Genomic DNA, 26,272 nt, shown 5'->3' with positions numbered 1-26,272 from the left:
CCTGGATGTGCTCTGCGCTGGGTCAATCAACGGGGACCGTACCGATAGCGCCCTGGCGCACTTGCGGGCAGGATGCGGCGATCCTTTTCGCGGAGCCCCCCATGCCCAGCACCCAATGGAAAGAAGCCATTCAAGGCGACGAAGCCGCGCGCCATGCCGCGGCAGCCCAAGCCATAGCCGCCCTGCAGGCGCGCAAGAACGCCCGCTTTGGCACCGGCCGGGCCCTACACCGCAAAGGCTTGATCGTGGCGCCTGCGACGCTAACCGTGGCCAGCGGACTGCCACCGCATGCCGCCCAAGGGTGGTTTGCCCAGCCCGGCACCTACACAGCCTGCGTGCGGCTCAGCAATGGCGGGGTGGACGTGCAAAGCAACAAGCGCCCGGACATCCGGGGTTTTGCCTTCCGGGTCTGGGGCCCTGAAGGAGAGAGCGCCCTGGGCGGGCGCACGGACCACCAGGACTTCAGCCTGATCAACCAGGTGGCCTTTGCCTTCCCCACCAGCCATTTGTTCTTTGGATTGGTGCTCGCCGCCGGCGAGAGCCCGGCAGCCTTGCTGAAGTGGGTGTTCAAGACGTTTGGGCCCCTCGGCGCCCTCCGACAGCTCAAGAAGATGGCCGCAACGTTCAAGCGCCCCTTCCCGGGCTTTGCGGCCGGTACCTTTGGCAGCACCCTGCCGCTGCGCTGGGGGCCCTATGCAGCCAAGCTGCGTTTGTTGCCCTTGAATGGGCAAGCCATCGCCGCAGGCGACAGCGATTTCGCGGGCGACTTCACGCGTCAGGCCCAGCGCGGGCCGCTGCGGTATGCCTTGCAGGCGCAGTTTTTCGAAGACGAGGCGCGCACGCCCATCGAGGACGCCAGCGTAGAGTGGCCCGAAGCCGTGGCACCCTTCATCACCGTGGCCGAATTGGCAGTCAGCGCCCCGCCGCAAGACCCAGCGTGGTCGCAGCAGGCCGAAGCCGGCGTTTACGACCCTTGGCAGGCCCTGGCGGTGCACCAACCGCTGGGGGAGGTCATGCGGGCGCGCAAGGTCGTGTATTTCGCCAGTCAGCAGGGGCGAGGGGTCGCCTAAACGCAGGCCCCCATCGCCTGAGCAATCAGGCGATGGAACTGGTGCACGCCCTGCTCGCGCGTGGGCGAGTAGCGGCCGTGGCGGTAAAAGCGCGAGCGCAGGCCGCGCTGCACCGTCATCACCACAGCCTCGTCCTCTAGCTCCACCTCGTCCAGCGCGCCACCGGCGCCCTGGCCCCGCAGCTCGGGCTTCCAGACGTAGGAGCGGAAGCTCACCCGCGTGCGCGCTGCGCCCACCGGTTGCACCAGGTTCAATGACAGCCCCCAGGGGTAGAAGTTCAGCATCAGGTTGGGGAAGACCCAGTAGTAGTAGGCGGCAATGCGCTGCCCGAACTCGGCACTGCTGGGCGGCAGCTCGAAGGCGACTTCACCGTCCCGTGCCGTGGCCAGCTGCAGGTTGCCCCAGTCCTGCAGCTCGTAGCGGTAGTTCGCCAGGTCCAGGGTCTGGGTCAGACCCGGGTGCACGAAGGGGATGTGCAGGCCCTCCAGGTAGTTCTCGACGTAGAGCGCCCAATGGGCGTCGAACTCGTAGTCACGGCTGGCGGCCGGGTCGGGCTGGAAGTCCTGCACTGGCAGCCAGTGCAGGCGCTCCCGCAGCGGGCCAAAGAAGGCGTCGAAGGCGTCCAGCGGCGGCTCCAGCGCCACGTAGCCGTGGCCGCCCCACTGCTGCAGGTCCAGGCGCGGCAGGTCGTCGCAGGGGCGGGGGAAATCCAGCGCCTGTTCAAAGGCAGGCATGAAGACCATGCGCCCATCCAGCTCAAAGCGGCGCGAGTGGTAGCCGCAGCGAATCTGCTTCGCGCCCTGGCAGGGCTCGTGCACCAGCAGGTTGCCGCGGTGGGTGCAGACATTGCTCAGGCAGCGCAAGGCACCTGCGCCGTCTCGTGCCAAGAGCAGGGGTTCGTCCAAACTGCCCGGCAGCAACGTGCGCGGCGCCAAGCTGGCGGGCGCGGCCACATCGGTCAAGTCCCCCAGCCACTGCCAGCTGCGCGCAAACAGGCGCTCGTGCTGCAGCGTTTGCAATGCGGGGTCTAAGTAAAACGCTTTGTCCAGCGTTTCAGCCCGGGCCACATCGGGATGGACCGGCCCAAGGGGGGAGGGAGAGTTCGTCATGGCATGCGGTGGTCGATGCAAAGGCCCCGGGGTGGGACCAAGCACTATGCCTCGTCTACCGGTGGGCAGGCGGCTGCAATGCGCCCACCCCGCTGGTAACGCAGCAAGCGGGCCGCAGCGGCCCCACTCACGAGCGGGGGCACGCGGATTTCTGTGCGGTCGTAGCCTTGCGAGGCCATGGCCCGATGAAAGGCCGCACGATTGCCGCGGTTCGGATCCAGGATCAAAACCTCGCCGCGGGCCGCCGCATGTTTTCGAATAAAGGCCGGCAAGGTACCCGCGTCGTCGCGTTCATAGAGGACATCGCTGCCCATGATGAGCTCAAACCGCCCCTGCAGTCGAGGCGCCTGGGGAACGCCCCCATCCAATCCCCACGCTCCATGACAGTACCGCATGGGCGCCAAGCCATTGAGCCGCAAGTTTTCGAGCAGAAAAGCCCCCACCAACGGATGGCAGTCACTGGCGGTCACCAATGCCCCTCGGCGATGACAAACCAAACTGGCCAGTGCCAGGCCGCAGCCAATCTCCAGGATGTTCTCGTCCGCCACCAAGGGGCGCGTCGCCATGTAGGCCGCCAACTGCTGCCCAGCCGGCCACAGCTGGCCAAACAACGACCACTGCGCGGTGCTGATGCCCGCCGCAGCCGCCAAGCCGTCGGGGTCCGCGTGCTGCTGTTTGTCCTGCAACGATCGGATGGTGAGGTCAGCCCCCCCCGAAACCGTGACCACATGGTGAGACACCAGATAACCCGGCATAGAAGGGCCTTCGCGCGCACTGGCTCCGAGGCCCGCCCGAACTGGGCGTGCTGCCCGGGCAGAAGACACCAGTGTGCCCGTTTCCGCCCGGGTGCGGGAGATTCAGCGCATCACCACCACCTGAACGCGCCGGTTTTGGCTCCGTCCCTGCGCCGTGGCGTTGTCCGCCATCGGGGCGGATTCGCCATACGAGATGGTGGCCATGCGGTGTAGCGGCACGCCGGCGCGGGCCAAATGCTGCCGCACCATTTCCGCACGGGCCAGGCCCAGTCGCTGATTGGCGTCTGCACTGCCGGTGCTGTCGGTGTGACCCTGGATTTCCAGCACCACCGGCTGGTTGTCCGCCTTGAGCTTGGCCACCAGCTCATCCAACACCGCGGCCGCCTCCGCACTGAGCTGCGCGTGGCCCAGCTTGAACTTGAAGCGGTCGTCGGTGAGCACGGTGCTCATCAGAAACCCGGGGGCGCGGATCTTTCCGGCTTCAAGGGCCCGCGCTTGGGCTTCCAGTTGCAAGGCCTTGATGCGCTCCTCTTGTCCCGACACGCGCCCATCCAAAGACTTCAAACCCTCGCCTTGCGCCTGAACCCGCTGATTCAAGCCCTGCACATCCGATCGAACCGGCGCCACGGATTCGTTGACATAGTCCTTGGTGGCACACCCGGTCAAGGCCAAGGTGCCGAGGACCAGGATTCCGACTGCTTTCATGGGGAACTCCGAAGGTTGAGATCTGAAACTCCGACCGACTCACGCCGTCGCGAGTGCCCCACTAACGCAGCCCGACAGGCGGGCGCTGACACAGAGGTGAAACAAAACGTTCCAAGCTTGTTCGTGCGGCCCCATCGACCGGATGGCCCGGTAGACCGGGGGTCCATGATCTGCTCACCCGACAATCCGCAGGTTCCGTCCCACCCTGCGCCGACTGCCATGCCCAAGTCCCATCACAAACCATTCGTCATCGGAGTCGCCGGGGGCAGCGGCAGCGGCAAATCCACCGTGACGCGCGAGGTGCTCGCCGCCATCGGGCCAGAGAAGGTGGCGGTGGTGATGCAAGACGACTACTACCGCGACCAGTCCCACATGCCGCCCGAGGCCCGGCGCCAGCAGAACTACGACCACCCGGACGCCTTTGACTGGCCGCTGATGGCCCAGCACCTGGCCGCGCTGCGCAAGGGCGAGGCCATCGAGATGCCCGTCTACGACTTTGCGGCCGACAACCGCTCGCACGAGACCATCACCGTCAAGCCCGCACCCATCATCGTGGTCGAAGGCCTGTTCGCCCTCTATGACGCCAAGCTGCGCAACATGATGTCGCTGAAGATCTACGTGGACACAGCCTCGGACGTGCGCTTCATCCGCCGCCTGCAGCGCGACATCTCAGAGCGCGGCCGCAACACCGAGAGCGTGGTGAACCAGTACCTGGAGACCGTGCGGCCGATGCACAAGCAGTTCATCGAGCCCACCAAGCGCAACGCCGATGTGATCCTCCCCCACGGCGCCAACGGCCCGGCGGTGGAGCTCATCACCACCAAGGTGATGAGTTTGTTGCGGGAGATGGGTTGATCGGTTCCCGCTCCGTAGCGACGGGGCTTTGCCGCCGCTTCAAGGTCTTGTAGACAAGCCGTGTAACCCGCGGCAAGCCTTTGCAACACCTCCTCACACTTCGCTGTCACCCGCCCCGCCCGAACTGACCGTTCGCGTCAGCGGGTCCGACGGTTTGCGTCACTTTTGACCCAGCTCGCTGCGCTGCGTGGCTTGGCACGACCTTTGCGGTGAAGAGGGCCTCGCCCCGCCTCCGGGGCTTCGGAGACGCCGTATGAACGTTCCCACCTTCGCCTGGTCCCGCCCGCTCGGGCTGGCCGTGGCGGCCCTGGCCTTGCCGGCCTTCGCCAGCACCATCACGGTCTACAGCAATGGGCAGCTGCCCATCGGCAGCACGCGCCAGCTCACGGCCTATGTGCCGCTCTCGCCCAACACCGTAGTGTGGTCCGTCAATGGCATTGCCGGCGGCAACGCCACAGTGGGCACCATCAGCAGCACGGGCCTCTACACCGCGCCCCTGCTGGTGCCGCAGCCCAGCAACGTGGTGGCGGTCACGGCGCGCAGCACCGCTTATCCGACCATCGTCGGCTCCGCCAGCCTGTCCGTCACCCAAGTCCAGCCGCGGCTCTGGGGCACCCGGCCCAGCAGCGTGCCCGTGGGGGCCTACAGCCTGACCTTGAATGGCGCCGCCTTTGGCACGGACCTCAAGGTGCTGGTGGCGGGGCAGCCGGTGTCCAGCACGCGAATCTCCTCCAGCCAGATCGTCGCCACCGGCATGGCGCCATCCACCTGGGCCGGCACCAGCCAGACCGTGCAGGTCTTGGCGTTGGGGCCGGGCTCGATCGGCTCCGACATCGTCCGGGTCAGCTTCACCAGCAGCAGCACGGCCCCTGCCCCTGCGCCCGCTCCAGCCCCCGCGCCCAGTCCTGCACCTGCACCCGCGCCGGCCCCCGCACCCGCCCCGGCGCCCATCCCGCCCGGCCTGGGCACGCCCAACCTTGCGGCCTCGCGCCTGCTTGATCAGGCGGCTTTTGGCCCCAACGCGCCCAGCGTCGCGCGGGTCAAGCAGCTGGGGGTGGAGGCCTGGCTCAACGAGCAGTTCCTGATGCCCGAAACCCCTGTCACCACCGGCACGGACCGGCGCGTGGTGGCCCAGGGCTATCTGCACCGACTCACCGAAGCCCCCGACCAACTGCGGCAGCGCGTGGCCTATGCGCTGGCGCAGCTGCTGGTCATCAGCTTCAACAAGAACATCTACCCCGACGAGGTGGTGCCGCACCTGCGCCTGCTCAGCCAGCAAGCCTTCGGCAACTACCGCACGCTCTTGGAGCAGGTCACCCGCAGCGCGCAGATGGGCAAGTACCTGGACCTGGCCAACAGCAACGCGCCGCGCAATGGCTCGGCCGCGAACGAGAACTTCGCGCGCGAGCTGTTGCAGCTGTTCACCATCGGTCTGGTCCGGCTCAACCCCGATGGCACACCGCAGCTGGACGCCAGCGGCCGGCCCGTGCCCACCTATGACCAGGCCACCATTCAGCAGGTGGCGCTGGCGCTCACCGGCTGGACCTACCAGGGCGCCGGCACCAACAACTGGGAGAACTTCACCGGCCCCCTGGTGTTCCGAGAGATCAACCACGACCCGCGCGAGAAGCGCTTTCTGGGCTGTGTGCTGCCCCCCGGTCAAGGGGCCGAGGCCGACCTGCGCGCCACGCTGGACTGCGTGTTCAACCACCCCAACACGGGCCCCTTCATCGCGCAGCGTTTGATCCGCCAGTTGGTCAAGAGCAACCCCAGCCCCGACTACGTGCGGCGCGTGGCCCAGGTCTTTGCCAACAACGGCAGCGGCGTGCGTGGCGACCTGCGCGCCACGGTGCGCGCGGTGCTGGTGGATGCCGAGGCCCGCAACGACAGCGCGGGCCTGAACGACGGCCGCTTGCGCGACGCCATCCAGCATGTGGCCGCCACAGCGCGGGCCTTGGGCGGCGGTTTTCTGCCCACCAATGCCGTGACCTGGGAGTTCAGCCTGATGGCCCAGGAGCCGCTGACCCCGCCCTCGGTGTTCGGCTTCTACTCACCGCTGTTCCGGCTGCCGCAGACGACGCTCGCCGCACCGGAGTTCCAGATCTACACACCCACCGAAGCGGTGCTGCGCGGCAACATGCTGTGGCAGATGCTGGTGCAGCCGGGTGCGAACTGGCGCGTCGACCTGACGCCCTATCAAAGCGTCGCCGGCAACACCACGGCCTTGGTGGACGCGGTGGACCAGAACCTGCTCTATGGCCGCATGCCCCAAGCCCTGCGCCAGAGCCTGGCCAACGCCATCAACGCCCAGCCCGATGCGCAGCAGCGCGTGCTCACCGCCCTCTACCTCACGCTGCTCTCCGGCCAACACGCCGTCCAGCATTAAGGAGCCCCGGCCATGAAACCCACCACCACCCGCCGCGCACTGCTCCGCGCCGCCTGTGCGCTCACCGCAGCGGGCAGCTGGCCCACCGCCCGCGCGCAAACGCAAACCGACTACAAGGCCTTGGTCTGCATTTATCTGGCCGGCGGCTGCGACGGCCACAACGTCCTCATCCCCATGGAGGCCACGGCCCATGCCGCCTACCGCCAAGCGCGGGGCGCCCTGGCCCTGCCGGACAACAGCGCCACGCTGTTGCCCATCAGCACGCCGCAGGGCCCCTTCGCCCTGCACTCGGGGCTGCAAGCCATTCACCCGCTCTGGGCCCAGGGGCAGCTCGCGGCCGTCGCCAATGTGGGGCCACTGGCCGCGCCCACCACGCGGGCGCAGCTGCTGGCAAGCAGCGTGCCCTTGCCGAGCAACCTGTACTCCCACTCCGACCAAATGCAGATCGCCCAGGCCGGCAATGCCACGGGCGGCGGCACGGGCTGGGGCGGGCGCGTGGCGGACGCCGTCAACAGCCGCAATGGCACGGCACGCTTCCCCGCTTCGGTGTCCCTCTCCGGCAATGCGCTCTTTGCTGCCGGCACCCAGGTGCAAAGCGCCAGCCTGCTGCCCGACAACAACCTGGACATGAGCGGCATGGCCGTCTGGCCCGACAGCGCAGCCGCCGCGCGGCGCCAGGCGCTGAACGACATTCTGATGCTCGACAGCGGCGTGCGCCTGGTGCAAGGGGCCAACCAGGTGCGGCGAGATGCCATCGCCCTGAACACCCTGCTGCGCAGCAGCGGCAGCGCCACCGTCAACACCGTGTTCCCCGGTACGAATCTGGGCCGCCAGTTGCGCCAGGTGGCGCGCGTCATCGCCCTGCGCAACACCGTGGGCATGCGGCGCCAGGTGTTCTTCTGCCAGCTGGGCGGGTTTGACACGCACTCCAACCAGAGCTGGACCTTCTGGGACCTGCAGCGCCAAGTGGCGGAGGGCTTGGCGGCCTTCCACACGGCGATGCAGGAGCTGGGCACCGCAACCCAAGTCACCGCCTTCACGCAAAGCGAGTTCGGCCGCACGCTGCAGCCCAGCGGCAGTGGATGCGACCACGGCTGGGGCAACCACCTGCTGGTGCTGGGCGGTGCCGTGCGCGGGGGCCAGGTGTACGGCCGCTTCCCCTACCCCGCGCTGGGTGGGGCGGATGACGCCAACGGCCGCGGTGCCCTCATCCCCAGCACCTCGCTGGAGCAGTTCGGCGCCACGCTGGCCCGCTGGTTTGGCGCCGACGCCACCGCGCTCGCCACTGCCTTCCCCAACCTGGCGGCGTTCGCGCCGCAGGACTTGGGGTTCATGCTCGCCTAAACCTGCAAATCCACCTACTGCTGCAGCCCGAGGGGAGTAGCCCCACCAGCACCAGGCCCGGGCGCTCGACCAGGACCTGCGCCTTGCCGTGTTGGGGGTAAAAGGCGATGCCAAGCATCGCGGCGCGAAGCCTTTGCAGCGCCTACCCTTCGCAACACGGCGGGATTGCGGCAGTAGCGCGGTGATCCCCTTTTCTAAAATGCCCCGATGCAAGAACAAAAAAGGAAGCCCGGCCGACGGTGGGCCGTGGGAGGCCTGATCTTGACCTTAGCCCTACTGGGTGGGGTCGGGCTGTGGCACAGAGCGGGCGAAGCGCCAACCCCGGTGCATTCAACGCCACTCTCAACGGCCTCCCTGGCCCAACCCATGGGCGGGGGCGTGCCGAGGTCAGGCAGCGCGCCGGCCTCGGGGCCGGCGCCTGCCACCTCCGGCGCGGTCGTAGCTCCGCCCGGCGCCTCGCGCCCGAACCTCAACCCCACGCAGCTTACGCAGATCGAAGCCCAGTGGTGCTCACACGGCATGCAGGCGCACCGGCAGTCGGAAGAGTCGGTGTTCCAAGGCACAGGCGGTGTCGTGAACACCGGCGACCCGCAGGCCATGGACCACATGGTGAATGCGTTGAGTGCGCTACCCACCACCCAGGCCCAGCAGGCCGTGCGCCGGCGCATGCTCGCCGGGTGGATCGAACGCCTGGAACGCCAGGGCGATCCTCGCAGCCTGGCCACCGCGCTTTACCTGCGGGCCGAGCACACGGCGGGCTGGAGCGAGGGCGCGGAAGCCGCCTTCCGGCAGCAGGCCGCCGCCGCCACCGACCCCTACGTGCTGCACCTGTGGCAGCAGCACGACCGCGCTTGCTCGATGCGCGGCGATTGCCGCGCCGTGCCAGCCGATCGTTGGTCGCTCATCGAACCCGACAACCTGCTGGCCTGGCTACCCCCCGGCTGGGGGCCCTTGACGTTAACGGACGCGCAATGGGCGGGCGTCGCTCGCGCCAAATACGTACGGGCCTACCACCGCGATTTGCAGCTGACCCTGCTGCCCTTGGCGCGCGAGCTACCGGTTGGCCTGGAACTGGATGTGGCGCTGACCTTCATCACCCAACTCGCCGCCATGCCCGCCGTCGCGCCCGAGCGCATCTTCACGGTCTGTTCGCCCGAGGCCGTGCGCCATGGGCACCGCCAGGCCTGCCTACACGGGGCCGAGCTGCTCTGGCGCCAGCCCCAGGCGAGCTTGATGGACATCGCCAAGGCCCTGGCCATGGCTAAAGGGCTGAGCGCTGAAGCCGAGGGCCCTTGGCCAGGGCGCATGGCCGAAGCGTTGGCCCTGGGCAACTTCAACACCACCGTGTTCCACATGATTGAGATGGGCGCTCCGCCCAAGGTGACCTCATGTGACAGGCTGTCGGCGCAACGTGAGCGCCTGACCGAGATCACCCAGCAAGGCAGCTGGCGGGTGGCCCAACGCGAGCGCGCGACGCCGGGCGGGCACTGACCGACCTGCGCGGCAGCAACCTGCTGGTTCTGGGCGGGGCGGATGACGCCAATGGCCGCGGCGCCCTCATCCCCAGCACCTCGCTGGAGCAGTTCGGCGCCACGCTGGCCCGATGGTTTGGCGCCGACGCCACCGCCCTGGCCACCGCCTTCCCCAACCTGGCGGCGTTTGCGCCGCAGGACTTGGGGTTCACGGCCGGCTAAGCCGCGCGCTGGTAGCGCAACAACCGCGCCTCGGCGGCCCCGGTCTGTATCGGCGGCACACGCAACTCCGAGCGCTCGTAGCCCTGCAGGGCCATGGCCCGATGGAAGGCCGCGCGGTTGCCGCGGTTGGGGTCCAAGATCAAGATCTCGCCCCGCGCCGCAGCATGCTGGCGGATGAAGGCTGGCAAAGTGCCCGCGTCGTCGCGCTCATACAGCACGTCGCTGCCCATGATGAGCTCAAAGCGACCCTGCACCCGCGGCGCCTGTGGCACCCCGGTGTCAACGCCCCAAGCGCCGTGGCAATAGCGCATCGGGGCCAGGCCATTCAAGCGCAGGTTCTCCAACAAGAAGGCGCCGGCCAAGGGATGACAGTCGCTGGCCGTCACCAAGGCGCCGCGGCGGTGGCAGACCAGGCTGGCCAAGGCCAGCCCGCAGCCGATCTCCAAGATGTTCTCCCCCACCGACAAGGGGCGGGTGGCCATGTAAGCCGCCAGCTGCTGACCCGCGGGCCACAGTTGACCGAAGAGAGACCACTGCGCACTGCTGATGCGGGCGGCGGCGGCCAAGCCACTGGGGTCAGCATGCTGCTGTTTGTCTTGCAACGATCGGATCGTGAGGTCGGCACCTCCCGATACGGCAACCACGTGGTGGGAGACCAGATAACCCGGCATGAAAAAGCCTTCGCTCACGCTGAACCGGGGCCCGCCCGGACTGGGCGCGCTGCCCGGGCAGATGCCGCGAGTGTGCCGGCTTTCCCGGCCGCCTGTCACACCCGCACATCCACCTGCTGCAACAGCCCGGGGCGGCCGTCCTCTCGGAGGTAGAAGCCGCTGCGGCTGAGCTGGCCTTGGGCGCTGCCATCGGCGCCGCTGAGGCCGAAGGGCGTGGCCAAGCGCGCGAGGTTGAGTGCGCCCACGCCCACCTCGCTCAGTGACTGCAGGCCGCCGCCGGGGCGCCAGACCTTGAGGTCGGCCCAGGCCGGGTCGGCCTCGTCGATCCACCCATTGCCGTCAGCGTCCAGCTGCGCCAAGTCGGCAAAGGCGTCGCCGCTGTGGGGGCCAAAGAGCTCCGTGCCGTCGTTGGCCTGACCGTCGTGGTTGCGGTCAAACACCAACCAGCCACTGCCCGCGCCCAAACCGGGCAGGCTTTCTTTGATGCCATCCGCATCCAGGTCAAAGTCCCAGCGCGGGCCGAGCAAGTTGGCGGCGGGGCCGTCGAAGGTCAGCACCAACGGGTCTTTCACCGGGCCGGCGCGCAGCGTCTCGCGGCTGTGTTCGATGTGCAGCTGGCTGAGCTCCAGCTCCAGTTCAAAGCGCAGCTCGCGCCCGTCCGCCGTGCGCACCACCCCCTGCGCGGAGAAGTGCGTGCTTTCAAAGGCCACGCGGGTCTCCTCCACCGTGCGCTCCACGCCCCAGTCTTCGGGCGGTGGTTGGGTAGGCGCCGGCGCCGCCTCGGGTGGCACCTCGGCGTCCTCGGGGCCGCGCAGCTCTTGCGCGTCCACGGCCGCCTGCGGGTCTTCCAGGTCGGCCACCGGGTCGGGCAGGCGCTCGCCAAACATCAGCCACAGCATGGTGCGCAGCAGCTGCAGCTTGGGGTCGTGACGCACCGCTTCGGCACTGGCCTTGGCCGGGTCCGCCGCCTCGGCCGCACGGGCGGGGGCCGGCTCTTGCGCAGCCCGACGACCCGCCTCGGACACCTGCACCCGCGTCGGTCGGCCGTCGAAGTCCGGGCGGCGCGTGGCCAGCCACGCGCGCTCGTGTTCGCGCCGCTCCAGGCGCTGGAAAGAAGCATGGCTCGACGCCAGCTCCACGCTTGAGGAACCGATCTTCATAACTGCCTCCGCATAGGCGCTACGAGACTGTTCTATCGACGCTTTCCCCGCTGCTCTTGAGCCCCTGTTTGAGGGAGGGGTGCGCTCAAGCCCGAACCACTTGATTGCGGCCGGCTGCTTTGGCGCGGTAAAGGCCGGCATCCAAAGCGGTGACGTCCATGGCTTCGCGCCGGAAGCTGCCCACCGAAAAGCTGGCCGTCAAATGCAGCGGGGCACCCTGCCAGAGCAGGGGCTCGGCCTCCAGCGCTGCCCGCAGCCGCTCGGCGGCCTGCAAGGTCTCCGTCACCGTGGCACCGGGAAGAATCAACAGAAACTCCTCACCGCCCCACCGGGCCAGCAAGTCCTCTTCGCGCAAGCCGGCTTGCAGCACCGCCACCACATGGCGCAAGGCCGCATCACCGGCGTTGTGGCCATACCGATCATTGACCTGCTTGAAGTGGTCCAGGTCCAGCAAGATCACGCCATACCCACCCGCCTGCAGTTCCGCCGTCAAGTGGTGGTCCACCGCACGGCGGTTCAAGCAACCGGTCAGCGGGTCATGACGGGCTAGGTGGTGAATACGCTGAACCAGGCGCGACAGCACCAGGCCCACCAGGGCCAGGTTCATCACCATCAGCTGCACCAGCACGGTCCACAGCATGGGCAGGGACGTGCCCACAGCCGTGGCCTCGGCCTTCAAGGCCCACTCCGGGCCCCAGGCCAGCAACAGCGCACGCACCGCCATGCTCAGCGCAATAGCGCCGAACACCAGGATGATGGGGCCGACCACCAGTTGCTCTTGCCGGCGGCGATGCGCGGCGCGGGCACGCCATGCCAAGCTGCCACACAGGCCCGCCGCCGTGACACCAAACAGAAAGCCCCGCCAGCGCAACTCGGGGCCGGGGAGCAGCGCCATCAGCAGCGCTGCGCCCACGACTGCGGCCCCCAAGCGCCGTGGCCAGCGGTTCAGCCCCAGCACCCCGAAGACGCCGTAAGCAAAGCTGGCCATGCCCGAGAGTGCGCACACATCGGCCAGCCAGTAGTGCAGCGTTCGCTCCAAGGCGGTGGCGTCGGGGCTTCGGCCCAAGGTGAGCAGCACGCCGGCCAACACCAACAAATTACCGGCCGCAAACGGATGCAGCAGCAAGCGGTCGTCTCGACCCATGCCCGATGCCCAGGACCACCCCCCCGCCGCCAACGCCGCGACCAGGGCAATGACCTGCGCCAGAGTGAGAGAGACCGCTGCGTCCATGGAGTTCGAGAGAGCGCCTGTCACTGCCCGGCAGGCGGCTCCCAGAGCTCCAGTTTGTTGCCCTCCGGGTCGAGCACCCAGCCGAACTTGCCGTACTCCGATTCTTCGACTTTGTCCTGCACTTGGACACCTTCCGCGCGCAGCGCTGCCAGCAGCGCGTGCAGGTCCGCGACGCGGTAATTGACCATGAAGGGCGCGGTGCTGGGGGCGAAGTAGCCGGTGTCCGCCGCAAAGGGGCTCCACACCGTGGTGCCCACGCCTTGCGGGTTGTCCGGGTTTTGCCAGGTGAAGGCGGCACCGCCCCAGGGCTGGACATCAATGCCCAAATGCCGGGCGTACCACTCGCCCAACGCCTTGGGGTCTTGGGCCTTGAAGAAAATGCCGCCGATGCCGGTGACGCGTTTCATGTGCGGGCTCCTGCAAGAGGTGATGTACGCAGTCTAGGCGTGGGGCCTCAGCGCCGTGGACCGGGAAACTGCGGGCCCCTGTACGCAAAAGGGCGGGCCTCTCGGCCCGCCCTTTTTCATTCGTCAGCTTGACTGGCTGCCGCTGCCCACTCAGGGGCAGCCGGCGCCAAACAACTCTTCCACCCAGTTCGGGTAGTCCACAAACGGGTTGCGGTTGCCCTGGACCTCGACGATGCGCGCGTGGCGGCGGATCTCGTCGGCGCTCACCGGGTCCTGGCGGTGCCAGCTCACCAGCGTGCAGCGCTTGCCCAGGAAGTTGCCGCTGGTGCCGGTGGTGTCCGCCAGCTCCAGGTTGGGCACGCCCGTCAGGTCGTTGCCCTCGTAGCGGATGGCCATGTAGAACATCATGCGGGCGATGTCGCCCTTCACCGCGGCGCGGGGCTCAAAGCTGTCGGCATCGGTCAGGTTGCCCGGGGCTTCGGTGATGGCGGTGCCACCCCAGTCGAAGTCCTTGTTGCCGCGCGTGCTGTTGACCGACACATCGGCCGGGCGCAGGTGGTGAATGTCCGTGTGGGCCCACTGCGCTTCGTCCGGGAAGCCATGGCTCTTGGGCCAGACGTGTTCGCGGTTCCAGGCGTCCTGATCGGTCGGGAAGCTGGACGCGTTGTAGGTCTTGGCTTGCGAGCGTCCGGTGTAGATCAGGATCACGTTGGCCGTGTTGGCCGGGTCTTCGTCCGTGTACTTCAGGGCGTCCCACACCTCGGCGTAGGTTTTGCGCACATGGCCTTGGGCGGAGATGGTGTTGAGCGAGGTGCGCAGCGCCACGCCCGTCTTGCCGATGGCTTGGACGTAGTAGCTGTCAAAGCCCGACCAGGTCGAACCCCCGCTCGGCGGCGGCGGCGCCACGGTGTAGCCCGCCGTGACGGTGACGCCCGAGAACGCCTGATAGCCGTAGAGGCCGATGTAGTACGTCGTGGCCTGCGGCTGGGCAAAGCTGCAGCTCTCGTTGTTGCCGTTCAGCAGCGGCCGGCAGTTCCAGGTGCTGCTGGTGGGCTCGGCCCCGGCGCGCACATACAGGTCGGCCGCGCCCGTGCCGCCGCTGATGCTGATGGCCAGGTTGGTCGCGCCCGCCGGCACGTCGATCTTGTAGCGCGTCCAGCCGCCGGCCGTGCCGCTCTGGCCCGTCAGCGCCACGCCGTTTTGCAGCGTGACGGTCGGCGCCGGCGTCGTGGCCGCCGTGTAGTTGGCGACGAGGCTGGCCCCGCTGTAGCTGGTGTAGCCCAGCACGCGGACGTAGTAGGTCGCGGCCGTGGGCGTGGCGAAGCTGCAGGTTTCGGCGTTGGTGGTGCCGGTGGACGCGCAGTCGTAGGTGCTGGTGGTCGGGATGGCGGCGCGGCGCACGTACAAGTCCGCATCGCCCGAACCGCCGCTGAGCTTGAAGCTCAGGCCGGTGGCGCCGGTGGGCACGACCAGGCTGTAGTCCTTGGTGCTGCCCTTGGCGCCCGACAGGCTGGACACCGTCACGCCCTTGGTCAACGCCGTTTGCGCCCACACCACCTGGGGCGCCAGTGTGGCGCCGGCCATTACGGCCAGGGCCATCGCCCATTTCGAAACCATCACCCGCATCGCAAGCCTCTGCTAGTTGGCAAAGCTGCGCACGTTAACGGTCAAGGGTGACAGTTCCATGACCATCCCCTGGAAAGCCCCCTCCATTCGAAGGAAGGGGTTTCCCTTGGTTTGTCGTTATCTCAAACGAGGGCGACTTTATTGTTCCGGGTCACTCTCCACCACCCGCACGCGGTCTCGGCTCAGCAGCACCTCGTCGCCCAGGCGCAGCTTGCGCCCGCGCCGCGTCTCCACCTCGCCGTTGACCTGCACCTCGCCGTTGGCGATGACGGCCCGCGCGAAGTCCCGCTGCTCGTTCAGGTCCGCGGCCTTGATCAGGGCTTCAAGGGTGATGTGGTCGCCGCGCAGGGCGAAGGGGCGGTAGCTCATGGGGGGAGTATCGCGGGGATGGGCGCCACCCAGCGGCCAGCCCGCGGGCTCACCCCAGCGCTTGGCCTCGCACCATTTCGTGATGCCGGCCATTGATCGCCATGACCGACTCGTTGCCATGGGCCATGTGGCTCAGCACGATCTCGCTGGACTTCGTGAAGCGATGGGCAATGCGCATGCGGTAGGACTTGAACAGCCAGCTCCAAAACGTTTGGAAGTAAACCGCCTCGTCCAGATCCCGCCACTTGACGCCGGCCACCCCGCGGTTCCACGGCAGCACCCCGGAGTACACCCAAACGCCCACATCGTCGTAGTACAGGCGAAAGCTGCGCAGCGTCAGAACCTTGTAGACCACCCACGCCAGCACGAGGGCCAGCACCCCCAGGCCCACGGCCCAGTGCGCTTGCCAGGCCGGCCACACCGCAATGGGCAGCAACACCAGCGCGAGCAGCACGGTGCCGACATAGGCCGTCCAGGACTTACCACCCAGGCGGGTCACGCTGCCGGTCATGGCCGGCGCATTGTCTTGATCCATAGGTCCCTGATGAATAGTGTGGTTTGAGCGCGGGGATGGCAACGGCGGCCGGAGGCCACGGCGGGGTGCCAAACCGCAAATTCTGACGCCCACCACCACAGGGATCGGGCTAGGTCGCCCCCACAAACCAGACCTTGCTGATGCCGGCGGGGGTGACCTCGTAGATGGCAGCCACCTCCATCGGCGCCCCCGGCACGCCCGTGACGAACTCCTGGTCAATGACCTTGTTCCCAAAGACCATGCGGTTGACCAACTTCGCGTGCAACTCGGGCAGGTGGAACCGGTTCTTCGCGTAATGCTCAGCCAGTTGGGCCTTGCCCTGCAGGATCGGCTCGGCGCCCGGCAGGCGGTACACCACCACTTCGTCGCAGTACTCCGCCACAAAACGTTCCAAGTCGCGGGCGTTGTAGGCGTCCAGCTGGCGTTGGGCGAAGGCGGCGGGGTCGAAGGGTGGGGTCATGACTAAAAAGCGCCGAACGGGAGGAAAAGTTGGCGGCTGCAACTACGGAACCTTAACCCAGGGATACAGCCCGCTGAGACTTGGCAAAGTTATCCACCTGCGCCAGGGAAGTGGGCTGCTTGGTTCTTGTGCGCGGTTGGCCATGTTGACGACGAAGGATCCTCACTAGCCTGTGTGATTCAACCGGCATTGCTGGCCCAGCTTCGCAACGCCGAGAACAACCGTATTAGGCTATATATCTAGGCGAGCGAAAGGATTTGAGATGTCTCTGGAGCAGCGTGTTGTACTGGCATTGGACGATGACCCGCTTTATCTCGACATCTTGGTCGAGCAGTTACAGGCGATCGGAGTGGGCTCGGTGCTGCCCCACACACGGGCAGTTTCGGCATTACATGACCTCACGCAGCAACACGTCGATGTCGTAATCAGTGACCTGGACATGCCGGAAACTGATGGGCCTCGTTTCTTGCACCAGTTGGCGGACCTGAGGCTTCCAATACAGGTTCTGCTAATCAGTGGCACTCGACCGGATCTACTTGCCAGTGTCGTTGAATTTGGTCGTTCGCTCGGCCTGCACATGGCAGGGAGCCTACCCAAGCCCGCTGAGTTGGACCCACTAGAAGCCATTCTGCTGCAGTGCGACGCGACCAAGCCACGTCCAGCACAGACCCTGCGCCAAGCAGTCGATAACCACACGGATTTGGATAAATCTGCGCTGGAGCGTGCGCTCCAAGACGGCTCAATTCGCCCCTGGTATCAACCCAAATTGGATGCCAATGGATTGCAGGTCATCGGTGTGGAGGCGCTGGCGCGCTGGCTACCTCATGAAGGACCAGCCATCAGCCCGGCACGCTTCGTGCCTGCCATGGAAGCGGCAGGCCTGTCTTGGAATCTCTTCACATGCATGTTGACTCACGTATTGCGTGACCTGGCCGCCTGGAAATTGGCAGGATGGCCTATGCGAGCCGCAGTCAATTTGTCGATGGATTGCACAGATCGCCTCGACCTCCCTGAGGAGGTCTTCAGCCGATCTCGCGCAGCAGGAGTGGCACTGGAAGACCTGACGATTGAGGTGACCGAATCTCGTCTCATGGCCAACCGATCTGCTGCGTTAGAGACACTGAACCGACTCGCGCTGATGCGCGTCAAGTTGTCGATCGACGACTTTGGGACCGGCTATTCCAGCCTCTCGCAACTTGCGGACTTGCCATTCAGCGAGTTGAAGATCGATGGGAGCTTTGTCAAAAGGCTTGGTACGGATCAAAAGATTGATCGCATCGTGCAGGCTACTGCTTCATTTGGAGCGGGACTCGGAATGGACTTGGTGGCTGAGGGAGTAGAAGAACACAGCCAATTGCGTGCGCTTCGCCGTTTGGGCGTTGACCAGATTCAAGGCTACCTTTTCGCACGACCAATGCCTGAGCCGGAGTTTCGTCATTGGCTGAGTCGCTGGCGCCCTGGACACATGAGCGGTTCACTCAACAAATCCCCACCGCAAGTTTTGGCCGTCGGCCCTGGTGAATCTATCCTCAGGGGCTGGTTGGACACCCTGGCACGCCACCTTCCACACCTTCAGGGGCAGTGGGCAACGACCGAGCCCGAGGCGATTCGTCTCATGGCACTTGCTTCGCCAGACCTACTGATGGTCGATGCTCGCGATCACCCAGAACAGGCGTGGTCGCTCGCTGAACGCCTTCGGCAGCGTTGCCCCGCAACACGGCTCGTCATCGTGACGCCGGCGCTGGACGAAGTGCAGATTGCACGCGCAAACGAGGCCGACGCCACACTAGCTTCGCACCCCATGGGCGACGTCCAGGTTGAACATTGGGTGCACCGTGTTTTGGAGGGCCTGCACCTTGCACAACGCTGATTCAATTTCAAAGGGCTGGCGGCTTCGGCTACGAGAGGCCAGCGCTGACCTCCGCTATGCCTGGGTGGCATCGCTCGTCATTCTGGCCCTTGCACTTTTTGGCATATACCAGGCACTCGTCTATGCAGAGGATGCGGCCAAGATCGAATTGCAGATCGAGAGGGTCAACAAGCGCGTCCAAGTTGAACGGTGGATTGCCGAACGACTCATCGACCTGAAGAACCTCTCTGAGAGTGTGAACGCGATCTTGCGCCATGACGCTCATTGCCGCTCCGGTGAGAACGAATGCGACCAGCACATCTCAGACTTGGTCGACATATTCAAGTCGACTGGACGCTTTCAGGTCATCACCCTACAAGCTTCCCATGAAGACATCGGCCATGCGGCTTGGCCAAGAGGCCTGCCAGCGCTCGACGGTGAGGCCCTCAAACGCATCCACAACTTGCGCAGCGGTGCCGGCGAGGCGATTGGATTTTTTGAGAACGGGAGCGGCAAGGCTTGCTTGGTGCTCGTACAAAGGCTTGAAAGATGGGATTTGGGCTTCCTCTTGGCCGCCATTGAGCCTTCGGCTGCCCTTCGTCCTGTTCTCCAAAGCAACAACGAAACTCAAGGGGCCCTCTTACGATTGACGCCAGACCGAATCCTTCGTATTTCGGCGTCAGATGCACCCGACGACAGCCTTGTTTTTGGGCACCGTCCCCTTCCTCCGCAATCGGTGCTGGACCACTTTTTATCAGGAAAGGCTCGCGCTGGAGAACCGTTCAGGGCTCTGGACAAGAACAACAAACCCATCCTGGCCTATTCAGATGCAGTGCTTCGCACGGACTGGTGGATCGGTGTCTGGAAGACCTACGAAGATATCTTGCCGACCGCGTTCCCGGCCATGCTTGCTGTGGTCCTGGTGGCTTTCTTTGCCCTGGCGGGTATATGGTTTTTGTTGATTTTTCAAAAGCAGCGTTTGCGCCTACAAGCAAGCCGTGACCTCTCCAATGAGCGGCAAGAGCGACTGCGTGCTGTGGAGCTCTTGCGCAACATGGCTGAGCACTCCGATGACATCATTTTTGTAAAGGATAAAGAGCTTCGGTATGTCCTGTTCAATCCTGCCGCACAACGCAGAAGCTCCCAGCCACTAGCTAGCGTCTTAGGTCAACGGGATCGAGACATCTTGCCTCCAGATCAGGCGGTCATTTTTGAGGCCCATGACGAGGAAGTCTTCAAGACCGGCGCGCCCGTAGCTCGCGAACTTCAGGTCCAGGAAGGTGAGCCGCGAACCCTCTCAATCGTTAAGTCCCCCCTGAAGGATGAACACGGCAATATCTACGGCCTCGTTGGTATCGCCCGCGACATTACAGAAGCCAAGCTAGCGGAAGCCCGACTGAGGGCCAGTGAGGCAGAGTTTCGTGCATTGTTCGATGCCTCTTCGGTCTCGTTCTTCATTCAAGACCTGGAAACTGGAGCACCACTGGCGGTCAACCAGCAGCTATTGCGAGAAACCGGCTGCACCTGCATGGAGGAGCTCGAAACCTGTTTTGCAGAGGCCCCGTTTTCAAAAGAGGACATGCTTCGAGAACTTAATGGCCTTCGCGAGGCATGGGTTGCCGGCATTCAGGATGTGAATAAGCGGTTGGAGTGGCGCGGGGCCCGACTCGATGGGTCCGAATACTGGCAAGACCTTCAGCTCAAGGTCATCATTTGGCGGGGGCGGCCTTGCTTATTGGGCGCTTCTTTCAACGTCGACGAGCGAAAGCGGTTTGAGCAGGAGTTGCTGAAGCTCTCCCTGGCCTTGGAACAAAGTCCCATCAGCGTCATCATCACTGACACGCAAAGTGTCATCACCTACGTTAACGGAGCCTTTGTAGACGCCAGCGGCTACACCCGTGAGGAGGCCGTAGGTTCAAGGGCCCGCTTGATTGCTTCTGGGCAAACGCCGGCGGCGGTTTACGTCGACATGTGGAGGACGCTGCGAAGAGGCGAATCTTGGAGCGGCCAGATCGTCAATCGTCGCAAAAGCGGCAAGTTCTATACCGACCAAGTTTCGATTTATCCCCTGAGGCAGGCGAACGGGGTTGTTACACACTATGTGGGCCTACAAAAAGATGTAACCGAGCAAATTTCCCTGCAGCAAGAACTGGATAAACACCGTAGCGATCTCGAGAGTCTTGTAGTGAAGCGAACCCTTGATCTTGAAGCCGCGACCGCACGCGCCGAGCAGGCCAATGCCAGCAAGAGTTCTTTTCTGGCCAATATGAGCCACGAAATTCGGACCCCCATGAGCGCCGTACTGGGCTCCACTGGTTTGATCTTGCGCGACTTGCGAGCCCTAGAAAATCTAGTTTCGCGCGAGGCTTTGGAGCCCATCGTTCGGCGGGTCCGACAGGTTGAAGATTCCGGGCGACATCTGTTGGCCCTGCTCAACGATTTGCTGGACCTTTCCAAGATTGAAGCCAACAAGCTGCAACTTTCATTCAGCGATTTCGAATTGCGACCATTGGTCAATCAGCTCACGGACATGGTGAGCGAAAAAGTAGCAGCGAACGAAATTCAATTAGTTATTGATTTGGATGAGGCTCCAGCGGTCCTTCACGGGGACGCCATGCGGGTAAGTCAAATCCTGCTGAATCTTTTGTCCAACGCCATCCGTTTCACTCGGCGGGGCGCTGTGACTGTGCGTGCTAAGGCCCTGAGGAGTCACCCCCCATCAATTCGATTTGAAGTGCAAGACCAAGGAATTGGTATTAGCGAAGAGCACCAAGCTCGCCTCTTTCAGGCATTTCATCAAGCTGAGACCACCACCGCGCACCGATTTGGCGGTACTGGACTCGGGCTTGCAATCACCAAGCGCTTGGCTGAACTCATGGGGGGATCGGTTGGGGTGCGCAGTCGTGTAGGCGAGGGAAGCTGCTTTTGGGTCGAATTACCCTTTGAAGCCGCCAGAGCGGCTCCGCCACCCGCACCCGCCCTTCAGGCCGACATCGCTCTACAACGGCTTCAAAAGATGGGCGCCCGTCACATCCTCTTGGTCGACGACATGGAGATCAATCGGGAAATTGCTCATGACCTGCTGATTGAAGCTGGCCTCAGAGTGACTACCGCAGAAGACGGAGAACAGGCTCTTGAGTTGTGTCGGCATCAAGCCTTTGACCTCATCTTGATGGACATGCGAATGCCCAAGCTGGGAGGGATCGAAGCCACAAAGATGATTCGCGAGTTGCCACTTCATGCGCAAACGCCAGTGATCGCACTCACTGCCCAGGCATTTGACGAAGACCGAGAAGCCTGTGTGCAGGCCGGCATGAACGACCATGTGAGCAAACCCATTCTCCCGGAGCATTTGTTTGCAACCCTTTTACGTTGGCTTCACCCGGTCGCGACATCAACGCCACAAGTTCCGAGGCCCGCTGAGTCGACAACCACACCCGCGATTCCGACTTCGCACTCCGAGCTTCCACAAGCATTACTAGACCTAAAGGGCTTCGACCTCTCGATTGCTCAACGACTGCTTGGCAAGCGCCTCGGACGCCTCCCCACCCTGCTCGCAAGATTTGGACGTGAACAAGCCGATGCGGCGGAGCGAATAGACAATGCCTTGGGTCAAGGGGAGCATGAACTCGCCCTGCGTACGGCTCATTCGCTCAAAGGGACTTCCGCGTCCCTCGGTTTACGGGCGATTAGCGAATTGGCCGCGAAGGTCGAATTTGCGATCGGCGCAAACCAATCGCCCGACCTTCAGGCCTTGCGAACGCAGTTGTCGGCGGACACCGCGGTCCTTTCATCTCTCGATCAATGATTAACCCCTTTCATCCTTGCACTCTTAGGTCGCTGATCACTCGCTGCAAGCTGCCCTCAGTTTCGCGGCTGCGTTCAAGGACACCCAATACGCGCTCGGCGTGAGACTTGACAAGGTCGGTTAAGAGATCTTCTTGGCGAGAGGTCAATCCGAGATGAATATATAGAACATCAAGTTCTGCCTGCAGGTGGGCAAAAGCTTCACGAGCCTCGAGCGTCATCGCCTCATTACGGGCCACCACATCGCGAAGCGTTTCGCTGGCCACATCGATAAGGCTACGTGTTGCACCGAGGGCCCGAACAGCCCCTTCTCCTTCAATGCCCTGAAGGCGCGAGACCGCGGCTTCTAATAGCAATGCAATGTTGTCGATGGCCCGTCCATGTCGCTCCTGAGACTCTTGATCCATCTCCACACCGCGAACCATTGCCAATTGACGAACGAAAAGGACTACAGCTCCAAAGTTGAAGCTGGTGTTGCTTTGGAACGGCCGAATGCGCGGTCCAGACTTTTGCGCTTCCAGGGCATTCAGGATGGAGTGCTCAAGCGCCGTGCACGGCCCTCCGCTCGACTTTGAAATCATCCGGCCGCGACTGTGAATGCGGACACAGGCTTCAAATCCATACCGGCCGAGCGCGGCGAAGAGCTGGCTGGCTAGCGCGACTGCATCAGGACATGCGTTTAATTCGCGCTGAAAGTCCAGGACCACACCCAACTCTCCCGCCATGTCAGCACTGCTAAGCACGGCTTGCATAGCTTCGTCGCGCTCCGCATGCAACGCTCGCCGCTGCGTGTCTGCTTGAATCTGAAGCCGTATCTTCGTCAGCAGTTCAACCGTATCAAACGGCTTGCAAACATAGTCACTGCCGCCGGCGTCATAGCCGCGCATTCGGTCTTCTAGCTGGTCATTGGACGAAACAAACAGGACTGGTGGAGCCTCCGCATCTCGTTGGCGAATACGCCGACAGGTTTCGTACCCATCCAATTCCGGCATCGAAACATCCATGACGATTGCCTCTGGTCGAAACCCGTCTGCCAACAGCTTCAGTGCATCGAGTCCATCAACAGCAAAGGAAATCTCGAAACAGTCAGACAACGCATCGCTGTAGAGCTCGCGCATCAGTGGCTCATCATCTACAACCAAGATTTTGCTTTTTGCGTTCATGCTTTCAGCCGACCGTTAGTTGATACTTTGCTGAGTGTTGCACCATGGTTGCCCGGATTCAACTAGGTGCAGGTCTCATTGACCTGCACCAGCCAGTCCCGCGGGGGCCCCGAGACAATCGGCCCCATGCCTGCAACCTCTCCGGCCTCAGCCCCCTTGCTGCACAGCAGCTTTTACCGCTTCACCCCGTTGGCCGACCCGTTGGCCGCAGCGGCGCGGGTGCGGGAGTGGGCGCAGGGGTTGAACGGGCTCGTCGTGCTGGCGCCCGAGGGCATCAGTGCGGCGGTGGCCGGTGAGCCGGCGGCGGTGCGGGCGTTTGAGGCCCGGTTGCTGGCTTCTAGCCTGCTGGGGCCAGCCGCCGAGTTGGCGACGGGCGGGGCGCGGCCGCTGCTGTTCAAGCACAGCGCCTGCCAGACCGCGCCGTTCGGGCGGCTCAAGGTGACGGTCAAGCCGGAGATCGTGGCGCTGGGCCTGCCCGGGTTTGCCACGCTGCCACCTCCCGACGAGCACGACGCCAGCCACCTCAGCCCCGCCGCCTGGCGCCAGCTGATGGCGCGCGGCGATGCCGTGCTGCTGGACAACCGCAACCACTTCGAGTGGCGGCTGGGGCGCTTCCGGGGCGCGGTGGACCCTGGCGTGCAGCACTTCCGGGATTTCGTGGCCTATGTAGAGCAGCACGCGGGCGCTTGGCGGGCTGCGGGCCGGCCGGTGGCCATGTACTGCACCGGGGGCGTGCGCTGCGACAAAACCGCCCCCTGGATGCGCAGCCTGGGCTTGACCGTCTACCAACTGGAGGGCGGCATCGTGAACTACCTGGCCACGTTGCCAGCCCCCGAAAACGGCGCAGCGCATGAATGGGAGGGCGAGTGCTTCGTGTTTGACAACCGCATCGCCCTGGACGCGCAGCTGCGCGAGACCGGCACCCATGCAACGGACGTGTTCGACCCGGCGCGGCCCGATGAGGCGTGGCGCCTGGCACGGGCCCACCGGCTGAATGAAGCCTGAACCCCCCTTTCAGCCCCCGCCCCGCAATGGTGTTAGCGCCAGCCGCGTGCGCGCGGGGGTGGGCCATGCGCATGTGCTGGGCTTCTTGCATGCACGCTTTCCGCACATCAACGGCTGGCGCGCGCGCCTGCTGGCGGGCGAGGTGCTGGACGCCCAGGGCCAAGCCGTGGGGCCGGACAGCCCCTGCCCCGCCGGCACGCTGCTTTGGTATTGGCGCGGCTCGGCGCCCGAGGTGCGCGTGCCCTTTGAAGTGGCGGTATTGCACCAGTGCGAGCGCCTGCTGGTGGTGGACAAGCCGCCCTTCCTGGCCGTGGCGCCGGTGGGCCGCCATGTGCAAGAAACGGTGCTCGTGCGCCTGCAGCAGCAGCTCGGCCTGCCGCACCTGGCCCCGCTGCACCGGCTGGACCGCGACACCGCCGGTGTGCTGGCGTTTGCCGTGCAGCCCGAGTCGCGCGGCGCCTATCAAGCCCTGTGGCGCGAGCGCCGGGTCACCAAGGTCTACGAGGCCATCGCCCCCTGGGCCGAGCACCTGAGCTTCCCGCTCACAGCCCGCCACCGCCTCGTGGAGCCCCAGGACGAGACCTTCCATCAAATGCAGGTGCAGGCCGGTGAGCCCAATTGCGAGACCCGGGTCGAGCGCCTGCACGAGGTGGACCCGGCCCAAGTACCCGGCGCCGCGCCCGGTCAGCGCCTGGCGCTCTACCGCCTCACGCCCCACACCGGTCGCAAGCACCAGCTGCGCTGCCAGATGGCCGCCCTGGGCCTGCCCTTGGTGAACGACCGCGTCTACCCGGTGCTGCAGCCCGAAGGGCCCGATGACTTCAGCCGGCCCTTGATGCTGCTGGCGCGGCGGCTGGAGTTTGTCGATCCGCTGGAGGGGCAAGCAAGGGGGTTTGAGAGCCTTTTACGGCTGCCGCGCCTCGGCTTGGCGACATGAAGTCGCGTCAGTCCTTCTGCAGCAGGGCCAAAAATTCGGGGTTAAGAAAGAGCTTTTCGCGCCCCAGCTTGTGCTCCCGCAACAGCCCAATTTCGACCAGCTGCTTGAGATAGAGGCTGGCCGTTTGCCGCTTGGCCAGGCCGACGTCCACCACGTGGGCGATGCGGCAATAAGGCCGCACGAAAATCAGTTCGGCCAGCTCACGGGAGTAGATAGCAGGGGCATCCCGGCGCATGCGTTCGGTGCAGTCTTCCACCAACTGCCGGATGGCCAGGATCTTTTCCATAGTCCAGCGCGCGGTTTCGGTCACCGCCGTCAGCATGTACAACACCCAGGCTTCCCATGCAGCGTCACGGGTCACCGACTGTAGGCCTTGGTAATAGGCCTCGCGGTGCCGCAGGATGTAACGACTCAGGTACAGAACCGGAATATCCAGGAGTCCTTGCTCGACCAGGTGAAGCAGGTTAATCACCCGACCGGTTCGGCCATTGCCATCAGTGAAGGGATGGATGGCCTCGAACTGGTAATGGCCCACGGCCATGCGCACCAAGGGATCAATGTCCCCGCTGCCCGGTAGTGCACCATGCATCCACTGCTCCCAGTTCGCCAGCCGCTCGCGCAACAGGGCCTGGCCCTCTGGCGGGGTGTAGATGACCTCGCGCGTGCGGGAGTAGCTCAGCGTGGTGCCAGGTGTGGCCCGGATGTCCATGTCCACTCCCTTGACCACTCGGCAGATCTGAACTGCGGTGTTGGTGGAGAGCGGGCGCACCCTCAAGGCCTGAAAACCCTCCCAAAGGGCGCGCCGGTAGCGCAGAGCCTCCTTGGTAGCAGGGTCCGCCTCGCCCTCACCCGCGCCGTCGAACAGAAACATCTGATCGGAGGTGGTCACGATGTGTTCGATCTCGCTGCTGGCCTGGGCCTCCAGCAGAGGGATGGTGTTGATCAACACCCCCTGATTCGGGATCAGGCGGCCGGCGGCCTTCAGTTCAGCCACCGCCGCCCGTGCGGCGATGCAGGCCTTGAGGACCGCGCGTGTCTCCAGCTCCGGCCCAGGTGGGAGGGTTGGCAGATCGTTGTAGGGGCGCCGAGGGTCAAAACTCATGGATTTACTGGCGAAGAAAAAATCGACATGTT

At 64.7% G+C, this 26,272-nt stretch carries 22 protein-coding genes; 9 read left to right on the top strand and 13 right to left on the bottom strand.

Annotation, left to right across the window (positions count from 1 at the left end; translation table 11 throughout):
• The first annotated feature begins 101 nt into the window (after positions 1–101).
• Positions 102–1,070, top strand: a complete 969-nt coding sequence (locus tag I7X43_RS03925; protein WP_198099576.1) for a catalase family protein — start codon at positions 102–104, stop codon at positions 1,068–1,070.
• On the opposite strand, the gene I7X43_RS03920 is transcribed toward I7X43_RS03925, so the two are convergent.
• From I7X43_RS03920 to I7X43_RS03910, 3 genes are all read right to left on the bottom strand, one after another.
• Positions 1,067–2,179 carry an aromatic ring-hydroxylating oxygenase subunit alpha gene (locus I7X43_RS03920; RefSeq protein ID WP_198099575.1) on the bottom strand — a complete coding sequence of 371 codons (1,113 nt, stop codon included), beginning with the start codon at positions 2,177–2,179 and terminating at the stop codon, positions 1,067–1,069. The two genes, I7X43_RS03925 and I7X43_RS03920, sit on opposite strands and share 4 nt — an antisense overlap.
• Positions 2,180–2,223: 44 nt before the next feature.
• Positions 2,224–2,934, bottom strand: coding sequence for a class I SAM-dependent methyltransferase (locus I7X43_RS03915; protein ID WP_198099574.1), 711 nt, complete (start codon positions 2,932–2,934; stop codon positions 2,224–2,226).
• Positions 2,935–3,036: 102 nt separating this feature from the next.
• Entirely contained in the window at positions 3,037–3,639 is a 603-nt protein-coding gene (locus I7X43_RS03910; RefSeq protein WP_198099573.1) for an OmpA family protein, read from the bottom strand.
• Between the two features lie 219 nt (positions 3,640–3,858).
• Here I7X43_RS03910 and udk point away from each other — a divergent pair, with 219 nt between their 5' ends.
• The 4 genes from udk (at position 3,859) to I7X43_RS03890 (ending at position 9,715) form a co-directional block, all read left to right on the top strand.
• Positions 3,859–4,494 (top strand): uridine kinase, encoded by a 636-nt coding sequence (gene udk, locus I7X43_RS03905; protein WP_198099572.1) that lies wholly within the window; start codon positions 3,859–3,861, stop codon positions 4,492–4,494.
• A gap of 253 nt (positions 4,495–4,747) precedes the next feature.
• Positions 4,748–6,880, top strand: a complete 2,133-nt coding sequence (locus I7X43_RS03900) for a DUF1800 domain-containing protein (protein ID WP_198099571.1) — start codon at positions 4,748–4,750, stop codon at positions 6,878–6,880.
• 12 nt (positions 6,881–6,892) lie between these two features.
• A complete protein-coding gene (locus I7X43_RS03895; RefSeq protein WP_198099570.1) occupies positions 6,893–8,224 on the top strand; it encodes a DUF1501 domain-containing protein in 1,332 nt (443 codons plus the stop codon).
• A gap of 519 nt (positions 8,225–8,743) precedes the next feature.
• Complete coding sequence (locus I7X43_RS03890; protein WP_198099569.1) at positions 8,744–9,715, top strand: hypothetical protein; 972 nt, start codon at positions 8,744–8,746, stop codon at positions 9,713–9,715.
• 199 nt (positions 9,716–9,914) lie between these two features.
• Here the strand turns inward: I7X43_RS03890 and I7X43_RS03885 are convergent, their stop codons facing one another.
• The 8 genes from I7X43_RS03885 to I7X43_RS03850 all read right to left on the bottom strand — a co-directional run bounded on the left by I7X43_RS03885 (position 9,915) and on the right by I7X43_RS03850 (position 16,377).
• Positions 9,915–10,589, bottom strand: coding sequence for a class I SAM-dependent methyltransferase (locus tag I7X43_RS03885; protein ID WP_198099568.1), 675 nt, complete (start codon positions 10,587–10,589; stop codon positions 9,915–9,917).
• 95 nt (positions 10,590–10,684) lie between these two features.
• Positions 10,685–11,749, bottom strand: a complete 1,065-nt coding sequence (locus tag I7X43_RS03880; RefSeq protein ID WP_198099567.1) for an SPM autocatalytic domain-containing protein — start codon at positions 11,747–11,749, stop codon at positions 10,685–10,687.
• Between the two features lie 85 nt (positions 11,750–11,834).
• Positions 11,835–12,980, bottom strand: coding sequence for a GGDEF domain-containing protein (locus I7X43_RS03875; protein WP_198099566.1), 1,146 nt, complete (start codon positions 12,978–12,980; stop codon positions 11,835–11,837).
• Between the two features lie 20 nt (positions 12,981–13,000).
• Positions 13,001–13,387, bottom strand: coding sequence for a VOC family protein (locus I7X43_RS03870; protein ID WP_198099565.1), 387 nt, complete (start codon positions 13,385–13,387; stop codon positions 13,001–13,003).
• 150 nt (positions 13,388–13,537) lie between these two features.
• A complete protein-coding gene (locus tag I7X43_RS03865) occupies positions 13,538–15,004 on the bottom strand; it encodes an endonuclease (RefSeq protein ID WP_246480109.1) in 1,467 nt (488 codons plus the stop codon).
• Positions 15,005–15,151: 147 nt separating this feature from the next.
• Positions 15,152–15,382, bottom strand: coding sequence for an RNA-binding S4 domain-containing protein (locus I7X43_RS03860; RefSeq protein WP_198099563.1), 231 nt, complete (start codon positions 15,380–15,382; stop codon positions 15,152–15,154).
• A gap of 49 nt (positions 15,383–15,431) precedes the next feature.
• Positions 15,432–15,917, bottom strand: a complete 486-nt coding sequence (locus I7X43_RS03855) for a hypothetical protein (protein WP_198099562.1) — start codon at positions 15,915–15,917, stop codon at positions 15,432–15,434.
• A gap of 109 nt (positions 15,918–16,026) precedes the next feature.
• Positions 16,027–16,377 (bottom strand): nuclear transport factor 2 family protein, encoded by a 351-nt coding sequence (locus I7X43_RS03850; RefSeq protein ID WP_198099561.1) that lies wholly within the window; start codon positions 16,375–16,377, stop codon positions 16,027–16,029.
• Between the two features lie 262 nt (positions 16,378–16,639).
• Between I7X43_RS03850 and I7X43_RS03845 the strand changes: the two genes are divergently transcribed.
• Positions 16,640–18,247, top strand: coding sequence for an EAL domain-containing protein (locus I7X43_RS03845; RefSeq protein WP_198099560.1), 1,608 nt, complete (start codon positions 16,640–16,642; stop codon positions 18,245–18,247).
• On the top strand, positions 18,234–22,034 hold the full coding sequence (locus tag I7X43_RS03840) for a PAS domain-containing hybrid sensor histidine kinase/response regulator (protein WP_198099559.1): 3,801 nt from the start codon (positions 18,234–18,236) through the stop codon (positions 22,032–22,034). Before I7X43_RS03845 ends, I7X43_RS03840 begins: the two co-directional genes overlap by 14 nt.
• A gap of 10 nt (positions 22,035–22,044) precedes the next feature.
• Here I7X43_RS03840 and I7X43_RS03835 read toward each other — a convergent pair whose 3' ends face one another.
• Complete coding sequence (locus tag I7X43_RS03835; RefSeq protein WP_198099558.1) at positions 22,045–23,196, bottom strand: response regulator transcription factor; 1,152 nt, start codon at positions 23,194–23,196, stop codon at positions 22,045–22,047.
• 126 nt (positions 23,197–23,322) lie between these two features.
• Between I7X43_RS03835 and trhO the strand changes: the two genes are divergently transcribed.
• Positions 23,323–24,201, top strand: coding sequence for an oxygen-dependent tRNA uridine(34) hydroxylase TrhO (gene trhO, locus I7X43_RS03830; RefSeq protein WP_198099557.1), 879 nt, complete (start codon positions 23,323–23,325; stop codon positions 24,199–24,201).
• Complete coding sequence (locus tag I7X43_RS03825; protein ID WP_198099556.1) at positions 24,191–25,138, top strand: pseudouridine synthase; 948 nt, start codon at positions 24,191–24,193, stop codon at positions 25,136–25,138. Before trhO ends, I7X43_RS03825 begins: the two co-directional genes overlap by 11 nt.
• A 7-nt stretch (positions 25,139–25,145) precedes the next feature.
• Here I7X43_RS03825 and fic read toward each other — a convergent pair whose 3' ends face one another.
• The gene (gene fic, locus I7X43_RS03820; RefSeq protein ID WP_198099555.1) at positions 25,146–26,240 is read right to left on the bottom strand and encodes a protein adenylyltransferase Fic; all 1,095 of its coding nucleotides are present in this window, start codon (positions 26,238–26,240) and stop codon (positions 25,146–25,148) included.
• Positions 26,241–26,272 lie beyond the last annotated feature (32 nt).

Origin of the sequence: Inhella gelatinilytica (assembly GCF_016093295.1) — a bacterium.
GTDB lineage: Bacteria > Pseudomonadota > Gammaproteobacteria > Burkholderiales > Burkholderiaceae_C > Inhella > Inhella gelatinilytica.
The sequence above is the reverse complement of the archived record's forward strand: the minus strand, read 5'-3'. Positions and strand labels throughout refer to the sequence as shown.

What these genes read in the sequence shown, in the direction of transcription:
- I7X43_RS03925 (WP_198099576.1), top strand. Translation starts at nt 102, where the DNA reads ATGCCCAGCACCCAATGGAAAGAAGCCATTCAAGGCGACGAAGCCGCG.
- I7X43_RS03920 (WP_198099575.1), bottom strand. Translation starts at nt 2,179, where the DNA reads ATGACGAACTCTCCCTCCCCCCTTGGGCCGGTCCATCCCGATGTGGCC.
- I7X43_RS03915 (WP_198099574.1), bottom strand. Translation starts at nt 2,934, where the DNA reads ATGCCGGGTTATCTGGTGTCTCACCATGTGGTCACGGTTTCGGGGGGG.
- I7X43_RS03910 (WP_198099573.1), bottom strand. Translation starts at nt 3,639, where the DNA reads ATGAAAGCAGTCGGAATCCTGGTCCTCGGCACCTTGGCCTTGACCGGG.
- udk (WP_198099572.1), top strand. Translation starts at nt 3,859, where the DNA reads ATGCCCAAGTCCCATCACAAACCATTCGTCATCGGAGTCGCCGGGGGC.
- I7X43_RS03900 (WP_198099571.1), top strand. Translation starts at nt 4,748, where the DNA reads ATGAACGTTCCCACCTTCGCCTGGTCCCGCCCGCTCGGGCTGGCCGTG.
- I7X43_RS03895 (WP_198099570.1), top strand. Translation starts at nt 6,893, where the DNA reads ATGAAACCCACCACCACCCGCCGCGCACTGCTCCGCGCCGCCTGTGCG.
- I7X43_RS03890 (WP_198099569.1), top strand. Translation starts at nt 8,744, where the DNA reads ATGCAGGCGCACCGGCAGTCGGAAGAGTCGGTGTTCCAAGGCACAGGC.
- I7X43_RS03885 (WP_198099568.1), bottom strand. Translation starts at nt 10,589, where the DNA reads ATGCCGGGTTATCTGGTCTCCCACCACGTGGTTGCCGTATCGGGAGGT.
- I7X43_RS03880 (WP_198099567.1), bottom strand. Translation starts at nt 11,749, where the DNA reads ATGAAGATCGGTTCCTCAAGCGTGGAGCTGGCGTCGAGCCATGCTTCT.
- I7X43_RS03875 (WP_198099566.1), bottom strand. Translation starts at nt 12,980, where the DNA reads ATGGACGCAGCGGTCTCTCTCACTCTGGCGCAGGTCATTGCCCTGGTC.
- I7X43_RS03870 (WP_198099565.1), bottom strand. Translation starts at nt 13,387, where the DNA reads ATGAAACGCGTCACCGGCATCGGCGGCATTTTCTTCAAGGCCCAAGAC.
- I7X43_RS03865 (WP_246480109.1), bottom strand. Translation starts at nt 15,004, where the DNA reads ATGGTTTCGAAATGGGCGATGGCCCTGGCCGTAATGGCCGGCGCCACA.
- I7X43_RS03860 (WP_198099563.1), bottom strand. Translation starts at nt 15,382, where the DNA reads ATGAGCTACCGCCCCTTCGCCCTGCGCGGCGACCACATCACCCTTGAA.
- I7X43_RS03855 (WP_198099562.1), bottom strand. Translation starts at nt 15,917, where the DNA reads ATGGATCAAGACAATGCGCCGGCCATGACCGGCAGCGTGACCCGCCTG.
- I7X43_RS03850 (WP_198099561.1), bottom strand. Translation starts at nt 16,377, where the DNA reads ATGACCCCACCCTTCGACCCCGCCGCCTTCGCCCAACGCCAGCTGGAC.
- I7X43_RS03845 (WP_198099560.1), top strand. Translation starts at nt 16,640, where the DNA reads ATGTCTCTGGAGCAGCGTGTTGTACTGGCATTGGACGATGACCCGCTT.
- I7X43_RS03835 (WP_198099558.1), bottom strand. Translation starts at nt 23,196, where the DNA reads ATGAACGCAAAAAGCAAAATCTTGGTTGTAGATGATGAGCCACTGATG.
- trhO (WP_198099557.1), top strand. Translation starts at nt 23,323, where the DNA reads ATGCCTGCAACCTCTCCGGCCTCAGCCCCCTTGCTGCACAGCAGCTTT.
- I7X43_RS03825 (WP_198099556.1), top strand. Translation starts at nt 24,191, where the DNA reads ATGAAGCCTGAACCCCCCTTTCAGCCCCCGCCCCGCAATGGTGTTAGC.
- fic (WP_198099555.1), bottom strand. Translation starts at nt 26,240, where the DNA reads ATGAGTTTTGACCCTCGGCGCCCCTACAACGATCTGCCAACCCTCCCA.